The 16,587-nt window shown below is 48.4% G+C and carries 12 protein-coding genes; 8 read left to right on the top strand and 4 right to left on the bottom strand.

Features of this window, described 5'->3' with window-relative positions; translation table 11 throughout:
- Positions 1-99: 99 nt before the first annotated feature.
- The 6 genes from I4W93_RS03450 to I4W93_RS03425 all read left to right on the top strand — a co-directional run bounded on the left by I4W93_RS03450 (position 100) and on the right by I4W93_RS03425 (position 7,590).
- Positions 100-381, top strand: coding sequence for a hypothetical protein (locus I4W93_RS03450; protein WP_205310763.1), 282 nt, complete (start codon positions 100-102; stop codon positions 379-381).
- A 106-nt stretch (positions 382-487) separates the two neighbouring features.
- The gene (gene ylqF, locus I4W93_RS03445; RefSeq protein ID WP_205310764.1) at positions 488-1,423 is read left to right on the top strand and encodes a ribosome biogenesis GTPase YlqF; all 936 of its coding nucleotides are present in this window, start codon (positions 488-490) and stop codon (positions 1,421-1,423) included.
- Positions 1,424-1,509: 86 nt separating this feature from the next.
- Positions 1,510-1,848 (top strand): cobalt transporter, encoded by a 339-nt coding sequence (locus I4W93_RS03440; protein ID WP_205310765.1) that lies wholly within the window; start codon positions 1,510-1,512, stop codon positions 1,846-1,848.
- Positions 1,849-1,898: 50 nt separating this feature from the next.
- Positions 1,899-3,176, top strand: a complete 1,278-nt coding sequence (locus tag I4W93_RS03435) for a TolC family protein (protein WP_205310766.1) — start codon at positions 1,899-1,901, stop codon at positions 3,174-3,176.
- Positions 3,169-4,428 carry an efflux RND transporter periplasmic adaptor subunit gene (locus I4W93_RS03430; protein WP_205310767.1) on the top strand — a complete coding sequence of 420 codons (1,260 nt, stop codon included), beginning with the start codon at positions 3,169-3,171 and terminating at the stop codon, positions 4,426-4,428. The genes I4W93_RS03435 and I4W93_RS03430 overlap by 8 nt, the downstream gene beginning before the upstream one ends.
- A gap of 9 nt (positions 4,429-4,437) precedes the next feature.
- Positions 4,438-7,590 (top strand): efflux RND transporter permease subunit, encoded by a 3,153-nt coding sequence (locus I4W93_RS03425; protein WP_205310768.1) that lies wholly within the window; start codon positions 4,438-4,440, stop codon positions 7,588-7,590.
- Positions 7,591-7,649: 59 nt separating this feature from the next.
- On the opposite strand, the gene I4W93_RS03420 is transcribed toward I4W93_RS03425, so the two are convergent.
- The gene (locus tag I4W93_RS03420; protein WP_205310769.1) at positions 7,650-9,284 is read right to left on the bottom strand and encodes a response regulator; all 1,635 of its coding nucleotides are present in this window, start codon (positions 9,282-9,284) and stop codon (positions 7,650-7,652) included.
- Positions 9,285-9,414: 130 nt separating this feature from the next.
- Between I4W93_RS03420 and I4W93_RS03415 the strand changes: the two genes are divergently transcribed.
- Entirely contained in the window at positions 9,415-9,960 is a 546-nt protein-coding gene (locus tag I4W93_RS03415; RefSeq protein ID WP_224673241.1) for a DUF1993 domain-containing protein, read from the top strand.
- Positions 9,961-10,028: 68 nt separating this feature from the next.
- Here I4W93_RS03415 and ahr read toward each other — a convergent pair whose 3' ends face one another.
- Positions 10,029-11,030: an NADPH-dependent aldehyde reductase Ahr gene (ahr, locus tag I4W93_RS03410; protein ID WP_205310770.1), complete on the bottom strand. Its 1,002-nt coding sequence runs from the start codon at positions 11,028-11,030 to the stop codon at positions 10,029-10,031.
- Positions 11,031-11,218: 188 nt separating this feature from the next.
- Here ahr and rimO point away from each other — a divergent pair, with 188 nt between their 5' ends.
- Positions 11,219-12,622, top strand: a complete 1,404-nt coding sequence (gene rimO, locus I4W93_RS03405; protein ID WP_224673239.1) for a 30S ribosomal protein S12 methylthiotransferase RimO — start codon at positions 11,219-11,221, stop codon at positions 12,620-12,622.
- A gap of 245 nt (positions 12,623-12,867) precedes the next feature.
- Here the strand turns inward: rimO and I4W93_RS03400 are convergent, their stop codons facing one another.
- Positions 12,868-14,889, bottom strand: a complete 2,022-nt coding sequence (locus I4W93_RS03400; RefSeq protein WP_205310771.1) for a S9 family peptidase — start codon at positions 14,887-14,889, stop codon at positions 12,868-12,870.
- A gap of 78 nt (positions 14,890-14,967) precedes the next feature.
- A complete protein-coding gene (locus tag I4W93_RS03395) occupies positions 14,968-16,488 on the bottom strand; it encodes a fumarate hydratase (protein WP_205310772.1) in 1,521 nt (506 codons plus the stop codon).
- Between the last annotated feature and the right edge of the window lie 99 nt (positions 16,489-16,587).

Raw genomic sequence — 16,587 nt, 5'->3', positions numbered from 1 at the left:
AGCTTGCGCCGCTATTACATTTTTAAACAAAACTAAACGGGTAAGTCACAGTGTGTTTTCTTATAGTGATCTTACTTTAACGAGTATCTGCAGAGTAAAATGGACGATTTCACTCCCTTACCGGAATTCAGCGCAATACACTATGTGTTGCTGCTAGCACTGCTTATTGTAGTGAGCTGCTGTGGGCCATTGCTAAACTGGGCTTTGCCGCAACTGGCAGGAACGGTCTGGAGCACATTAGTGCCGCCACTGCTTGGCATGTACCAACTCATTCTATTATTTCGCCATTGGGGTGTCATTAAGTTACCCAGCTTAGCCTGCTATTCAGCGCTGCTCGCGCCACTTTCTGCACTAAGTTTTTATCAGTTCGTATTGCACTAACACACCTTTTGCCTTTTTTACGTTATCATAGCGCCCATTAATGCTGTGGGCGCTGTTATTGCAAGGCTGCCGCTGTTTGCTAATTGTTATTTAAAGGTATCAATGCATGTCTATTAACTGGTTTCCGGGCCATATGCACAAAGCCCGCAAAGAAATTGCCGAAGTGATGCCGCAGGTCGACATTATTATAGAAATGCTTGATGCACGCATACCCTTTTCCAGCGAGAACCCGCTGGTACCGCAGCTGCGCGGCACCACACCCTGTATTAAAGTGCTAAATAAAGCCGACTTGGCCGATCCCGCTCTTACCAAGCGCTGGATAGAGCACTTCGACAGCCAAGCTGGTATTAAAGCCATTCCCATTAGTCAGCAAAACCCAGAGCAGATCCGTGCCTTGCTGCAACTGTGTAATGACATGCTGCCAGAGCGTAATTTGGACATTCGTGGTGCTCGCGCCATGATAATGGGCATTCCTAACGTCGGTAAGTCAACGTTAATTAACACCCTGGCTGGAAGAGTCATCGCCAAAACAGGCAACGAAGCCGGTGTAACTAAAATGCAGCAGCGCATTAAGTTGGATAACAATGTTATTTTAACCGACACACCGGGGTTCTTGTGGCCCAAATTAAGCCCGCCTACCTGTGGTTATAGGCTTGCAGTAACCGGCGCCATTAAAGATACCGTTTTTGATTACGCTGATATTGCGATGTTCGCCGCCGATTACCTGCTAAAAACCTATCCTCAGGCAGTAATGCAACGGTTTGGTTTAACGGAGCAACCCGAGAACGACTTGGCATTGATGGATGCTATTGGTATAAAACGGGGTGCGATGCGTAAAGGTGGCATTGTTGACTTAGAAAAAGTAGGCAGTATTTTAATTACCGAACTGCGCGCCGGTAACCTTGGACCTATTACACTGGAAACCCCGGAAATGGTGACCCAGGAGCAAATTGATGCTAAAGCAGAAGAAGGCGCTAAGGCTAAAGAAAAAGCCGAGCGTGAGGCGGAGCGCAAGCGCAAGGCGGCGCGAAAATATCGCTAGCCATCATCTGCCTGCTAAGGCCTGACAGTCAACATCTTGCTGTCAGGAAGCAGCGTTAACATGGTATTTATTCATTTTTCGAGGGTATGTTGATTCGAACATCAGGCTTGTTAATACTACTGCTGATAATGCTAAACCATGCCGTATTGGCCTGTGATGCATTAGTTGTGCATTTGCCTGATCATGATCATGCGTATACCAGCCTGACGGATATGCATTCACTGGCCGGCAACGTTAGCGATAGTACTGAACAGCTTAGTGAAAATCACACTGAACAGCATAACGAACACGCCCATGTTACCTGCTATATCGCTTTTTTTTATGGCATTGACTTGCTGAATTTTCGCGATGGCGCTATCGCGGCTGCCAACACCGACATTAGCCCCATTAGCCATCGTCCACCGGTCCCTCCGCCAAATAGTTGATCCTGCTCGTTTATCATTTTTAATACTGATTAACTAACAGGAGCATACCCATGCGTATGACATTAATGCTACCCGCAGTGCTGGTAGCAGCAGGCTATTGCCTGCAAGCACAAGCCAGTCGTTTAACCCTGCCTCAGGCTTTGCAGCGCACCTTACAGCACGACATCAGGCTGCAAGCCTTTCCGTATCAGCTGCGTATGGCGGAAGCCGCGCAATTACAGGCAAAAATAACCCCCAACCCGGAAGTGGATGTCTCATTGGAGAACGCGCTAGGCACTGGCGACAGCCGCGGTTTAGCTGCGGCAGAGTTAACATTAAGCCTTAGCCAGCAAATTGAATTGGGTGATAAACGCCAACGTCGGGTTGAACTGGCGCAACAGCAAAGCCAACTGCAACGTAATAATTATGAACTGGCTCGATTGGACGCACTGGCCGACACTACCGAGCAGTATGTACACCTTTTACAATTGCAAACCTTACAACAATGGGCCCACGAAAAAATCAGCCGCGAACACGCTGTGCTAGCCACAGCGCAATTGCGTAGCGAAGCGGGTAACCTGCCGGATGCCGATATCAGCCGGATTAAACTGCAGCTAATACGCAGTGAAATAGAACTGGCTGAGATTCAACAAGCCATAGAAAGCCAGCGCTATCGGCTGGCGGCGAACTGGAACAGCGTCCCTGACTTTGATACTGTAACCGGTGATTTAACTACCTTGCCGTTACTACCCCCGCTGTCGGAACTTCAACATCAGCTGCAACAAAGTACAGTGCTACAACGCTACATTACGTTAGAGCGTGTAGCGCAAAGCGAGCTGCGCTTAACCAATGCTAACAGTAAAGCTGACGTGCGCCTGTCGGCTGGGCTTAGACGTAATGAAGCCAGCAATGACAATGCACTGGTGTTTAGCTTGAGTATGCCGCTTACGTTGTCCGATCCCAAAGCAGGCCAACGCCAGGCTCACATGGCAGAGCAAGAGTTACTGGCGGTACAACAACAGCAAAGCCGTACGGCTTTATCCTTGCTAATGCAGCAACAATGGTTGGCACTGGCGCATCTGCGCACTGCAGTGCACAGCATTCAATCACGGTTACTGCCCGAAGCCATGCAGTTACACAAGCTAAGTTTGCAAGCATATCAACAGGGCCAGACAGACTTACTTAGCCTGTTATCTGCAGGAGAAGAACTGGCGCAGGCACAGCGCGATGTTATTGCCAGCCAAAGCCGTTTTCACATTACCTTACTGCAATTGGAGCGCCTGACAGGCCAACCCATCAGCTTAACTAGCAAGACGCCGGTCGTTACTTTGGAGCATAGCAATGAGTAAAACCTTTAATATTTCAACCTTTTGGCTTGTATTGCTGTTAATGCTTTTTAGCGCTGTAGCACAGGCCTCAAGCGCTCATGGTGATCATGGTGATCATGGTGATCATGGTGATCAGCATGTAACCACACAGGCTGAAGGCCCACATGGTGGCAAGTTGTTATCTCAAGCTGACTTTTCGCTCGAAGTCTCTATTTTCGAAGCGGGCATACCGCCGGAGATGCGTTTGTATGCCTATGCTAACGGCAAGCCGTTATCACCTACTGCACTAGACGCAAAAGTAACGCTACACCGGCTGGATGGCCAACAAGACACTATTCAATTTACCCCGGAGCAACAGTACCTTTTAGGTGACATCAGCATTGCTGAGCCGCACTCTTACAGTGTCGATATTGCTGTTAGCTATCAGAGCAAACAATACCATTGGCACTACGACAGCTTTGAAGGCCGGGTAGAACTTAGCGACAGGATTTTTACGTTAAGCGGCATTGTCACCGATATCGCCAACGCGCAGGAATTGAGCCAGAAAACCCATTTATATGGCGTTATCAGCAGCCCACCTACCGCAAGTTTTAACGTAAGAGCGCCCTACTTCGGCACCTTAGCAGAGGTTTTGGTACAGCAAGGCGACAAGGTAAAAAAAGGCCAGCTACTGGCCCGCGTTAGCAATGCTGCAACGTTAAAAATGTATGACATTGTGTCACCGGCAAACGGTATTGTCACAGAGCGCTTTTTTAACCGCCATGAGCTAATTCGCGATGAGGTGTTACTTAGCATTGTTGATTACAGCCAAGTCTATGTCGAACTTTCAGCTTTCCCCAACGATATTGACCACCTGCGTCTTGGTATGCCTGTTACGGTATCCAGCTTGCACCACGGGGAAAGTGCCAGCAGTAACATCAGTTACATCGCACCACAAATGACTGAAGGCCACATCGCACGGGTACGAGCTGTGCTAGACAACCGCAGTGGCTACTGGCGCCCGGGCATGCATGTTAAAGCCCAAGTACTCACGGCAACAATACCGGTAGCGCTGGCGGTGAAAAAAAGTGCTATTCAGCGCTTTCGTGACATGCCGGTAGTTTTTGCCCGTTATGGCAATACCTTTGAAGTACGTATGCTGCAGTTTGGCCGTGAAGACGATGATTACATCGAAGTCACCTCTGGTCTAAAACCCGGCACAGAATACGCGACAGACAACAGCTTTGTGCTTAAAGCTGACGTGCTTAAATCTGGCGCCAGCCATGATCACTAGGAGTACGCTATGATTGATACCCTATTAAAGTTTGCCCTGGAGCGGCGTTATCTGGTGCTGGGTTTTACCTTTCTGCTGATTTTTGCCGGTATTTATAACGCGCAGCGCCTGCCGCTGGATGCCGTACCCGATATCACCAATGTACAAGTACAAATTAATACGGCTGCGCCTGGCTATTCGCCACTGGAAGCAGAGCAACGGCTAACCGTACTTATTGAAAATGCCATGGCCGGTTTACCTAAACTGCAATACAGCCGTTCGCTATCACGCTACGGCATGTCACAGGTTACGGTAGTGTTTGATGATGGCACCGACATTTACTGGGCGCGCCAACAGGTGTCTGAACGCTTACAAGCCGTAAGAGCCAACTTACCAGCAGACACCAACCCCACCCTTGGCCCTATTGCTACCGGTCTGGGCGAAATTTTTATGTATACCGTTAGCGCCACTCCCGATGCTGTAAAAGAGAATGGTATGGCTTATACGCCGGAAGATTTGCGCACCTTGCAAGATTGGGTCATTAAGCCGCAGCTGGTTAAGGTTAAAGGAGTGACTGAAGTTAATAGCATTGGTGGCTATCAGCGCCAGTACCAGGTCGCACCCGACCCCGCCAGGTTATTGGCCTTTAAGCTGACACTCGACGATATTGCCACCGCCCTTAGCCGGAATAACAACAATGTTGGCGCGGGCTATATTGAGCAACGCGGCGAGCAGTGGTTAGTGCGCTCACCAGGCCAATTACGCACTCTTGGGGATATTAGTGAGTTAATTATTGCCAAGCGCGACGACGGCCCGGTGCGATTACATGATGTTGCTGATGTTTATTTAGGTAAAGAACTGCGTACCGGTGCGGCGAGTTTAAACGGCGAAGAAACGGTGCTGGGTACCGTATTTATGCTAATGGGTGAAAACAGCCGCACAGTGTCTCAAGCGGTAGCAGAAAAACTGCATGAGGTTAACCGCTCATTGCCACAGGGTGTTACTGCTCAGGCGGTCTATAACCGCACCACGCTGGTCGATAAAACCATTGCTACGGTGCAGAAAAACCTGTTTGAAGGTGCGGTACTAGTCATCGTGGTGCTGTTTATTTTTCTTGGCAATATTCGCGCTGCGCTGATAACTGCATTAGTTATTCCGCTAAGTATGCTGTTTGCTATAAGCGGTATGGCCATCAATAAAGTCAGTGGCAATTTAATGAGCCTGGGCGCTATCGACTTTGGCCTAATGGTTGATGGCGCAGTTATTGTGGTGGAAAACTGCTTACGCCGGTTAGGCTTAGCACAACAGCGAAGCGGCAGGCTATTAACCCTCGACGAGCGCTTAAGTGAAGTGTATCAAGCCACGCGGGAAGTCTTTACTCCAGCTGTGTTTGGCGTGTTGATTATTATGCTGGTGTTTTTACCTATTTTTGCGCTAAGCGGTGTAGAAGGTAAAATGTTTCACCCGATGGCCTTTACGGTTATTGCGGCACTTGCAGGTGCTGTGCTGTTGGCCATTACCTTTGTACCGGCTGCGGTTGCCATTTTTGTCCGTGGCAAGGTTAAAGAACAAGACTCAACCCTGATGCGCCTATTAAAACATAGCTACTCAAAGTTACTCCGGCAAAGTTTGCGCCATTCCGTGCTATTTATAGGCACAGCGTTACTGGTAATGACGGCGGTGTTTTGGCAAGGAAGTAAGCTTGGCAGTGAGTTTATGCCGCAGTTGGATGAAGGCGATGTTGCCCTGCATGCGCTGCGTATCCCAGGCACCGGCCTAAATCAATCACTGCAAATGCAACTGCTGCTGGAACGTGAAATTGCTACCCTACCACAGGTAGAGTGGGTATTTAGCAAGCTGGGTACGGCAGAAATTGCCACCGACCCAATGCCACCTAATGTCGCCGACACCTTTGTCATATTAAAGCCGCAATCGCAGTGGCCCGATCATGCAATGAGCAAAGCAGATTTTGTCGTATTGCTACGCAGTACCGTTGAAGCTGTACCGGGTAATAACTACGAGTTTACCCAGCCCATTGAAATGCGTTTTAACGAGTTAATTGCCGGCGTGCGCAGTGATGTCGCACTGCGAATTTATGGTGATGATTTAACGGAGTTAGCCAGCCTAGCCGAAGCTGCTACTGCACTGCTATCGACAGTGCCCGGTGCAGTTGATGTGCGTATGGAGCAAGCTACTGGCTTACCAATGTTGTCAATTGAGCCAGACCGTGAGCATTTGGCACTGTTGGGTATTGATGTCGCAAGCGTGCAACAGAGCATTCAAACCATGGTTGGCGGCATGCAGGTTGGGCTCATTTACGAGGGCGATAAAGCGTTTGACCTTATCATCAGAGCCGATGAGGACCTAAGGAGCGATCCACAGCAATTAAAACGCTTACCACTGGCATTACCCGGCATTTCAAGTAAAAGCAGTGCTGAGCTAACCTATGTGCCACTGGGTGAAATCGCACACTTTAACGAAATAGAGGCGCCCAATCAGATAAACCGTGAAAGTGCGAAACGTAATATCGTGGTTAGCGCTAATGTTTCCGGCCGTGATCTTGGCGGTTTTATTAGCGAAACTAAACAGTTAATGACCGACAAGCTTGAGCTGCCCGCCGGTTACTGGCTGGGTTATGGCGGTACCTTTGAGCAGCTACAATCGGCATCGAACCGTTTAAAATGGGTAGTACCACTTACCTTGCTGCTGATTTTTGGCTTGCTGTTCAGCGCGCTTAATTCAGCAAAAGACGCCATGGTGGTATTTAGTGGCGTACCACTGGCGTTAACCGGAGGCTTAGCAGCACTGATGCTGCGCGATATGTCACTGTCTATTTCTGCCGCGGTAGGCTTTATTGCCTTATCCGGCATTGCAGTACTAAACGGCGTGGTAATGTTGGCGATGATAAAGCAATTACGTGAGCAGGGCCTTGAATTATTGCAGGCTATACATCAAGGCGCAGTGCAACGTTTAAGGCCGGTGCTTATGACGGCGCTGGTGGCTAGCCTGGGCTTTGTGCCAATGGCGTTTAACAGCGGCACAGGTGCAGAAGTACAACGCCCACTGGCTACAGTGGTGATTGGCGGTATTATCTCTGCGACGTTACTCACCTTAGTGTTACTACCAGCACTGTATAAACTGGTACACAAAAACGCATCGCAGCGAGATGAAAAAACCGCTTAACCCGGCCTAATCACAGCAACTGCAGCCTGGTAACGTCACAACATTAATCTGCCAGTAAATTAATGTTGTCCAGGCAGCAGCTGTTGCTGATACTCCGCAAATTTACTTTGCTGCTCGCTATCCAGTTCATTGTGCGCCAGCTGTTGTCGCAGATTGTTTACCAGTGCAATATGGCCTTCATCCAGCGCTTCTTGCTGTTTTATTGCCACCAGCACTTTTAAAATGTTAAGCGCCACACTCATATTGTTCGGTGTCAGCGAAAATGCTTGCTCTAAAGAATTAAGTGCAGCATGAAATTTATTACGTTTGAAAAATTCAACTGCCATCCGATTTAGCTGCTGTGGGGTGAAATGCACCGCAGAGCGTTCGGCGGCTTCCTGCTCGATATATTTACTCACCACCTGATTGGTCAAGCCGCTGCCGCTAATTTGGCGTTTAATCGCATCCAATAACGACACCGCATCTTCACGCCGGCCTAATTCATGCAGCGCTTTAACTTTATCCAGGTTATCTTCAACTGACATTCCCGGTCGCAGTGTCATATGATTGTCGACTATAGACTCGGCCTTTTGTCGTTCTTCCCTTGCAGTATGCAACCTGGCTCTGACTACCAATAACTGATCTTTAAGCTGTGCCGCCAGTGGCAATTGCTTTTCTAATTCCGCCAGAATAACTTCGCCCTGGCTAAGTACTTTACTCGCATCCGCTTTTTCTAGTGTAGTGGCATAATCAATAGCCGCCCGAACTACGTTCAGCCTTAGCAAAGGTGAATCATGAATAGAATTGCGGGCAAATTTTGCCATGGAAATAGTGGCCTGATATTGGCCGGCATGGTCATGATTTAGCCGGGCTAAATCCAGTAACCGTTTATTGCGCTCGATATTACGTGGCGCTAATCGGGTGGCCTTTTTTATCTCTTCATAGGCTTGGGCATAGTCCTGCTTACCAACGTAATAGTGCGCCAACATATCGTAAGTAGCAAAACGGGTATCGGCTTTATCGGTTAATTCGGTCAGTAACGCTTGAATATCCTCGAGCTTATCTTGTTGTAACAGTGACTTGATATACCCCAAATACACCCACGACACTTTATGTGTTTGCAGTAAGTTAGCGTAATATTGCGTAGCATCGGTGTATTCGCGCAATTGCAGCAAACACTCCCCCTTTAGCCGTTTCATTTGCAGGTGGTATTTCGCCAGACGATTGTTTAATAAGTGCCGCTCTGCATAATAGATGGCTTTACTAAAATCCTGTCGGTCCATAGCCTGATAAACATTAAACAAAGTCCGTTTCACCTCCAGAGCCAGCGGCAAACGAGTTTGTACATGTTTAATATTCAGTGGTTTAACCCAAAAATCATCCGGTTGCAGTTCTACAATGCTGTTCACCAGATCTTCGTTAGTTTCAGCACTGAGAAATATTAATACGGTACACTTAGTGACATAGCGCTTGAATTTCAGCTCTTCCAGCAAGTGGAAACCGTCTTTGTCGCTTTTAACATTGAAAGCGCAAATCACCACATGAAAAGTCGTTTGCTCACATAAACGCAGGCCATAATAGGCATTTTCCGCACATTTAACGTTTTCGATGCCCAGTTCAAACAACGCCGATTTAATTACATTTTGTACCAGGATCTGATCATCAATAATCAATACATTTAATTGGTTGAATGCAGCTAATTCTTCCTGATCCATGGATAGGCGTCTTCTCTCTGGGTTAAATGACAACAATGCAGTCTATACTAGCTGTTTAATCCAAATATTAGCAAAATTTAATTAGCTTCGGCCATTGTTCATCGCAGTAATCACCCCAAACTCAGTAGTCATGCGTTTATTAACCACCCCTGAGGGCCAACCTATGTTTTATCAACTTAGTATTGTACAAATCAGCAAAATGCTGCAAAACCTGCAACATATTTTGAATAAAGGCGCGGCTTTTGCCGAAAGTAAAAAGATTGACGTTGCGGTGCTGCTAAACTCACGCTTGGCGCCAGATCAATTTCATTTAATTCGTCAGGTACAAATTGCCTGTGACACCGCAAAACTAGGTGCAGCCCGTTTAACCGACAAGGTAGACAGTGCGCCGAAACATGCCGATGATGAAATCAGCTTTGAGCAGGTACAACAGCGCATAAGCGACACCATCGCCTATCTGAAAAGCTTTACTGAAGCAGACTTCAATCAATCTGCGAGTATTAAAGTGTCGCAACCACGCTGGGAAGGCAAATACCTCACGGGTAATGAGTTTTTAATTCAGCATGTGTTGCCAAATATCTACTTTCACATCACTACTGCCTATGCCATTTTGCGCCACAACGGTGTCGATGTTGGCAAAAAAGATTATTTAGGCGCTATGCCGTACAAATCCTGATATCGGATAACGCTGGTTAATATACAGCATAAAACGCCGGCTTTGCGCCGGCGTTTTATTTTCTCGGCTTAACGTTCCAGCACTATGCGGTAACGGGCGTTGCCGCTTTTTAAATGCGCCAGTGCCTCGTTTATTTGCTCAAACTTAAAGGTTTCAACTACCGGCTTAATATTGTGCTGCACGGCAAACTCTAGCATTTTTGCAATAGTGCCCGGGCTACCGACCGGTGAACCAGACACGCTGCGCTGAGCCATAATTAAGCCAAACACGCCAATATTTAATGGCTCCAGCGTAGCACCGACAAAATGTAACCGGCCTTTGGGCTTTAAGGTGGATAAATACAAATTCCAGTCCAGCGTCACGTTAACGGTAGAAATAATAAAATCAAAGCGCCCTGCCGCCTGCTCTATCTCACTATTGTTACGTGAATTAATACACTGATGCGCGCCTAACACTTTGGCTTCCGCTGTTTTGCTGTCGCTGGAGGTAAACGCCGTAACTTCGCAGCCCCAGGCGCGTAAAAACTGTAAGGCAATATGCCCCAGACCACCAATACCAATTACCGCCACTTTATCGGTTGGCTTTACATCAAACTGCACCAACGGGTTAAACACGGTAATACCGCCACAAAACAATGGTCCGGCGGTTTTGGCGTCCATGCCTGGCGGCAGCGCTACCACGCTGGCAGCATTAGCCCGCACTTTATCGGCAAAGCCACCGTGACGGCCCACTATGGTGCCCTCTGCTGTGCTACACAGGTTATGATCGCCACTACCACAGCTTGAGCACACCTTGCAGTAATCAGAATGCCAGCCCAACCCCACCACTTGCCCCGGCTTAAGATGCGTAACGCCGGTGCCGACAGCACTGATGCGGCCGACCACTTCGTGTCCGGCTACCAGCGGATAGGCCGACATACCCCACTCATTATTTAACATAGACACGTCGGAGTGGCAGATACCACAGTAATCAACCTCTATTTCTACCTCATCACTGCCCAGTGCACCAGGCTGATACTGCCAGGCTACTAGTTTGCCACCTGCTTCCAGTGCGGCGTAAGCGTTTATCATAGTCTCTCCTGTGTTGTTAGTTTATCCATTACCCTTAGCTATACAGCTTACAGTATTAACCAGATCTGCAACTCTGCATTGAAATAACCAAGCTTGCTTGTTTTTTAACCAGTAGCACCTGTTTCTTCTGCCGCTTTCAGGTATAATCCGCCGACTTTTTTCAGGCTAAGCCGACTTTAAGAGACACTATGACAGTACAGACCTTTGATCCGACACAAACTACCACTTTGGATACCGCCGCCAAAAGCCTGAACGATCAGGTAAAAGCCAGCAGCGGCAAAGGCAATACCATAGGTTTTGTCAGTCTGGGCTGTCCAAAAAACCTGGTCGACTCTGAACGCATTCTTACCCAGCTTAAAGCCGAAGGTTACAATATCGTGCCCACATACGATGACGCCGAGCTGGTAATAGTAAACACCTGCGGCTTTATCGACAGCGCCGTGCAGGAATCACTGTCTACCATCGGTGAAGCGCTGGCCGAAAATGGCAAGGTCATTGTGACCGGTTGTTTAGGCGCCCGTGAAGATGAAATTCGCCAGGTGCACCCCAATGTACTGGGTATTACCGGCCCGCACAGCTATGAAAATGTATTAAAGCAGGTACACGAATATGTGCCTAAGCCAAAGTACGACCCGTTCACCATGCTGGTGCCGGATCATGGCGTAAAATTAACACCCAAGCATTATGCCTATTTAAAAATATCAGAAGGCTGTAACCACCGTTGTACCTTCTGCATTATTCCCTCAATGCGCGGCGATTTAGTCAGCCGACCGGTGGGTGAAGTGTTAGATGAAGCGCAGCGTTTAAAAAATGCCGGCGTAAAAGAGCTACTTATTATCTCGCAAGACACCAGTGCCTATGGCGTCGATGTAAAACACCGCACCGGCTTTTGGAATGGCCAGCCGGTAAAAACCTCAATGCAATCTTTGTGTGAAGCACTGGGTGAAATGGGCATTTGGGTGCGCCTTCACTATGTTTACCCCTACCCGCATGTGGATGACATTATTCCGCTGATGGCGCAAGGCAAAGTACTGCCTTATTTAGATATTCCGTTTCAGCACGCCAGCCCGCGTATTTTAAAGCTGATGAAACGACCGGGCCAAGCTGACCGTGTGTTAGAGCGCATCAAAAAATGGCGAGAGATTTGCCCTGAGCTGACTATCCGCTCTACCTTTATTGTTGGCTTCCCGGGTGAAACCGAAGAAGACTTCCAGATGCTGCTCGACTGGCTGCAAGAGGCCCAGCTTGACCGCGTCGGCTGCTTTAAATACAGCCCGGTAGTAGGCGCTAAAGCCAACGACTTACCTGATCCGGTAGCGGATGAGGTCATGGAAGACCGTTACCACCGCTTTATGCAAACCCAGCAGGCAATAAGCACTGCGCGGTTACAGGCAAAAATTGGCAAAACCATTAAAGTATTGATTGATGAAGTTGACGAAGAAGGCGCCATTGGCCGAAGCCATGCCGATGCACCAGAAATTGACGGCGCGGTGTATTTAAATGGTTTAACCGAGGTTAAACCCGGCGATATTATTGATGCCGTGGTAGATGAGGCCGATGAGTACGATTTATGGGCGTCGCTGACAGAATAGGCTGAAACCTATACACAGCATGTAAAACAGGTGGCCTGGGCCACCTGTTTTTTTATGGATACTGCTGAACTTTCTTGGTCATTTTTCTCACGACTGACATATACGAGCTTTCAATCATTCGCTCAATCGCATCTTGCACAATGGAGCCTACAGGATTGTATTAACGGCGAGTCGGCGTATACAACCCGATTTGCCCCTGCACTAAAAGCAGAGCCCTGTATGAGTCAGGGCTCTGTGTCACTCATTTAAGGCTTAGTGTACTTATCCAGCCACTGAAACACCTCGTTGTACCAACGCACGCGGTTGTCTTTATTTAAAATCCAGTGGTTTTCATCGGGAAAAATCACTAAGCGCGAATCGATATCCTTGCGTTGCAGGTTAGTAAAGGCACCTAAACCCTGAGCATAAGGTACGCGGTAGTCTTTTAAACCGTGAATAACCAACATCGGCGTTTGCCATTTTTCGGCGTGCGCCGCCGGGTTAAATTTCTGGTAGTCAGACTCCGGGTTCCAGGCCGGGCCGCCTAAATCAAACTCCGGAAACCACAGCTCTTCGGTGCTGCCGTAGAAGCTGGGCATATCATATAAACCGGCGTGATTAACCAGACACTTAAAGCCGGATGGCCAGTTGCCGGCTATCCAGTTCATCATATAACCGCCGTAGGATGCGCCCAGTGCGCAGGCACGGTTACCGTCAATCCAGGGTTGGGCTTTAACAATATATTCAAAACCTTTCTTTAAATCTTCCAGCGGCTTACCGCCCCAATCACGGCTGATAGAATCAGTAAAGGCCTGGCCATAACCGGTTGAACCATGAAAATCGACCATCACTACTGCATAACCTTTGGCGGCATACATTTGCGCATTCCAGCGCTCGTTAAACATATTGCTAAAACTGCCCTGCGGCCCACCGTGTACTAAAAATGCCATCGGGTATTTTTTATTGGCATTAAAATCCCACGGCTTAACCAGGTAGCCATATACGGTGTCGTCGTTGGCACCTTTAAAACTAAACTGCTCGTAGTCACCAAACTGAACTGCTGCACGCCAGTCAGCGTTAATGTCGGTTAGTTGAGTAACGCTGCTACCATCCAGGCTTAATTGAAACACCTCCGGCGGCATATCCAGTTTATGATTAGTAAAGACAATTTTATCGCTAGCTACGTTTAATGAACCAGCGGTGCCATCACCATACACTTTACGCACATCACCAAAACCGGTGTTAATAGCATAAATACTGTATTGGCCAACATCCTGGGTGGTGACATACACCGTGCGGTTATCCGGACCAAATTTATAGTCACTGACTGAGCGATCAAACTCAGGCGCCAGCTCTTTTTTCTGGCCGGTTACCATATCCAGTAACATCAGGCTGAACTTATCGGCTTCTGCTTGTGGTTTGCTCATGGCTTTGTAAGCCATAAAACGCCCATCATTAGAAAACGATGGCTGTGCGTCCCACGCCTCGTTTGACACAGTTAAATTTTGCTTCTCACCACCGGCTACCGGCACCATAAAAATATCGTAATTGGTGTGCCAGGCTTGGTCAGCATTGGGTATTTTTGCACTGAACACCAATCGCGCATTATCCGGTGTAAAAGCCACCTCTTTCATGCCGGCAATATCAGTATTCCACTCACTCATCAGGTTTGTCGCATCTTTCACTGCAGCTTTACTAAGCGCTGCTACATGCAAATGGCTGCGGTACGGTGTTAGCCAGTGGTCCCAGTGGCGCACCATTAATTGATCGTACACCAGCGCAGTATCTTTTTTCGCTGCATCAGCCGCTTTAGCATCCAGCGTACATTGCAAGTTCTGACAACCTGGTTTTACTGACAGCTCCAACGCTATTTGTTTGCCGTCACTTGACACTTTAAAGCCATCGACCGGCAGCGGTAAATCGGTCACCTGTAGTGCTTCACCACCGTACAGTGGCAACTGCCATACCTGGTTAGTACCGCTGCGGTTAGCCACAAAATAAATACTCTGGCCATCAGCGGCCCACTGCAGCTGGCTTTCACGGCCGGCACTTTGGGTTAAGCGGGTGACTTTATTTAAGTTAGACAGGTCCATCAGATAGAGATCGCTGGAGTTATCAGCTGGGCTAAAGCCAGCGTTGGTCTGGCCATAAGCAACAAAGCGGCCATCGTTTGATAGCACCACATCATGCAATTTATTAAATTGATTTAAATGCTCTACCGTTAACGGCGCGTTGGCACTAACGGAACCTGCAGCCAGCAGCGCCAGCGTAATTAAGGTCTTTTTCATGCGTATTCCCTGGATTTTATTGTTATAGGCTGAAAAAAATAAGGCTGCAGCAATGCTACAGCCCTGATGGTAAAGCGATTAGGCTTTATCCATTTCCTGAATATTCACTTTCCAAATGGCCGGGCCTTGTTGGTGCACGTTGTTACCGTTGGAGTCTACCGCTACCGTTACCGGCATATCCTGTACGTCAAACTCATAAATGGCTTCCATACCTAAGTCGGCAAAGGCCACTACGCGCGATTTTTTAATCGCTTTTGATACCAGATACGCCGCACCACCTACCGCCATTAAATACACCGCTTTGTGCTGTTTAATGCTGGCCACGGTTTTATCGCCACGTTCAGACTTACCAATCATGCCAAGCAAACCGGTTTGCGACAGCATCATGTCGGTAAATTTATCCATCCGCGTCGCCGTTGTCGGGCCAGCCGGGCCTACTACTTCATCACCCACCGCATCCACCGGGCCAACGTAATAGATAAAGCGGTTTTTAAAATCGACGCCATCCGGCAACGTTTCGCCTTTGTTAAGCATATCGGCAATGCGTTTATGCGCCGCATCACGGCCGGTCAGCATTTTGCCACTTAGCAGTACCGTTTCGCCGGCTTTCCACTCTAATACATCTTCTGGGGTCACGGTATCCAGGTTTACCCGGCGAACATTAGCGCCCAGCTCCCAGGTTACCTGTGGCCAGTCCTCCAGTTTTGGTGGCTGGATATCCGCCGGGCCGCTTCCGTCTAGATGAAAGTGCACATGGCGCGTGGCGGCGCAATTGGGGATCATCACTACCGGCAAGCTGGCTGCATGGGTGGGTACGCTGTTAATTTTCACGTCCACTACCGTAGTTAAACCGCCTAAGCCCTGAGCACCAATGCCGAGTTTATTCACCTTTTCATACAGCTCTAAGCGTAGCTTTTCGTCGGCTGTTTCTGCGCCTTTGGCAATTAAATCCTGAATATCTACCGGCTCCATCAGCGCTTCTTTGGCCAACACCGCAGCTTTTTCGGCAGTACCGCCGATACCTATGCCTAGCATGCCAGGCGGACACCAGCCTGCGCCCATTTTCGGCAGCGTTTCCAGCACCCAATCCACAATAGAATCAGATGGGTTTAACATCGCCATCTTAGTTTTGTTTTCTGAACCACCGCCTTTGGCTGCAATCATCACTTCAACGTGATGGCCGGCGACTAAATCGATATGCACAACTGAAGGCGTGTTGTCTTTGGTGTTTTTACGGCTGCCTGCCGGGTCGGCCACAATAGAGGCACGCAGCGGGTTTTCCGGGTTTAAATAAGCACGACGGGTACCTTCATCTACCATCTGCTGCACTGTCAGGTCGGTTTTATCCCATTTGACATCCATACCAATTTTAACAAAGCAGGTCACAATACCGGTGTCCTGACAAATTGGCCGGTGGCCCTCTGCCGACATGCGCGAGTTAATTAGAATTTGCGCAATCGCATCTTTTGCCGCCTGGTTTTGCTCTTTGTTGTAAGCCAATTCCAGCGCTTTGATAAAATCTAACGGATGATAATAAGAGATGTACTGCAGGGCATCTTCAATGCTGTCGATAAAGTCTTGCTGGCGAATAACCGTCATGTTGTTTTACCTGTCCTCTGACGCCTCTGGCAGCGCCATATTTAACTATTAGTGTCGGTGCTGGTATGATAGCGCGCATCAGAAACAGCGGCTAGCCCC

The organism is Rheinheimera maricola, assembly GCF_016918075.2.
GTDB classification, from domain to species: Bacteria; Pseudomonadota; Gammaproteobacteria; order Enterobacterales; family Alteromonadaceae; genus Alishewanella; species Alishewanella maricola_A.
This window is presented reverse-complemented; position numbering and strand designations above follow the sequence as displayed.

What these genes read in the sequence shown, in the direction of transcription:
- I4W93_RS03400 (WP_205310771.1), bottom strand. Translation starts at nt 14,889, where the DNA reads ATGAAAAAGACCTTAATTACGCTGGCGCTGCTGGCTGCAGGTTCCGTT.
- I4W93_RS03425 (WP_205310768.1), top strand. Translation starts at nt 4,438, where the DNA reads ATGATTGATACCCTATTAAAGTTTGCCCTGGAGCGGCGTTATCTGGTG.
- ylqF (WP_205310764.1), top strand. Translation starts at nt 488, where the DNA reads ATGTCTATTAACTGGTTTCCGGGCCATATGCACAAAGCCCGCAAAGAA.
- I4W93_RS03420 (WP_205310769.1), bottom strand. Translation starts at nt 9,284, where the DNA reads ATGGATCAGGAAGAATTAGCTGCATTCAACCAATTAAATGTATTGATT.
- rimO (WP_224673239.1), top strand. Translation starts at nt 11,219, where the DNA reads ATGACAGTACAGACCTTTGATCCGACACAAACTACCACTTTGGATACC.
- ahr (WP_205310770.1), bottom strand. Translation starts at nt 11,030, where the DNA reads ATGATAAACGCTTACGCCGCACTGGAAGCAGGTGGCAAACTAGTAGCC.
- I4W93_RS03435 (WP_205310766.1), top strand. Translation starts at nt 1,899, where the DNA reads ATGCGTATGACATTAATGCTACCCGCAGTGCTGGTAGCAGCAGGCTAT.
- I4W93_RS03440 (WP_205310765.1), top strand. Translation starts at nt 1,510, where the DNA reads ATGTTGATTCGAACATCAGGCTTGTTAATACTACTGCTGATAATGCTA.
- I4W93_RS03395 (WP_205310772.1), bottom strand. Translation starts at nt 16,488, where the DNA reads ATGACGGTTATTCGCCAGCAAGACTTTATCGACAGCATTGAAGATGCC.
- I4W93_RS03430 (WP_205310767.1), top strand. Translation starts at nt 3,169, where the DNA reads ATGAGTAAAACCTTTAATATTTCAACCTTTTGGCTTGTATTGCTGTTA.
- I4W93_RS03415 (WP_224673241.1), top strand. Translation starts at nt 9,415, where the DNA reads ATGCGTTTATTAACCACCCCTGAGGGCCAACCTATGTTTTATCAACTT.
- I4W93_RS03450 (WP_205310763.1), top strand. Translation starts at nt 100, where the DNA reads ATGGACGATTTCACTCCCTTACCGGAATTCAGCGCAATACACTATGTG.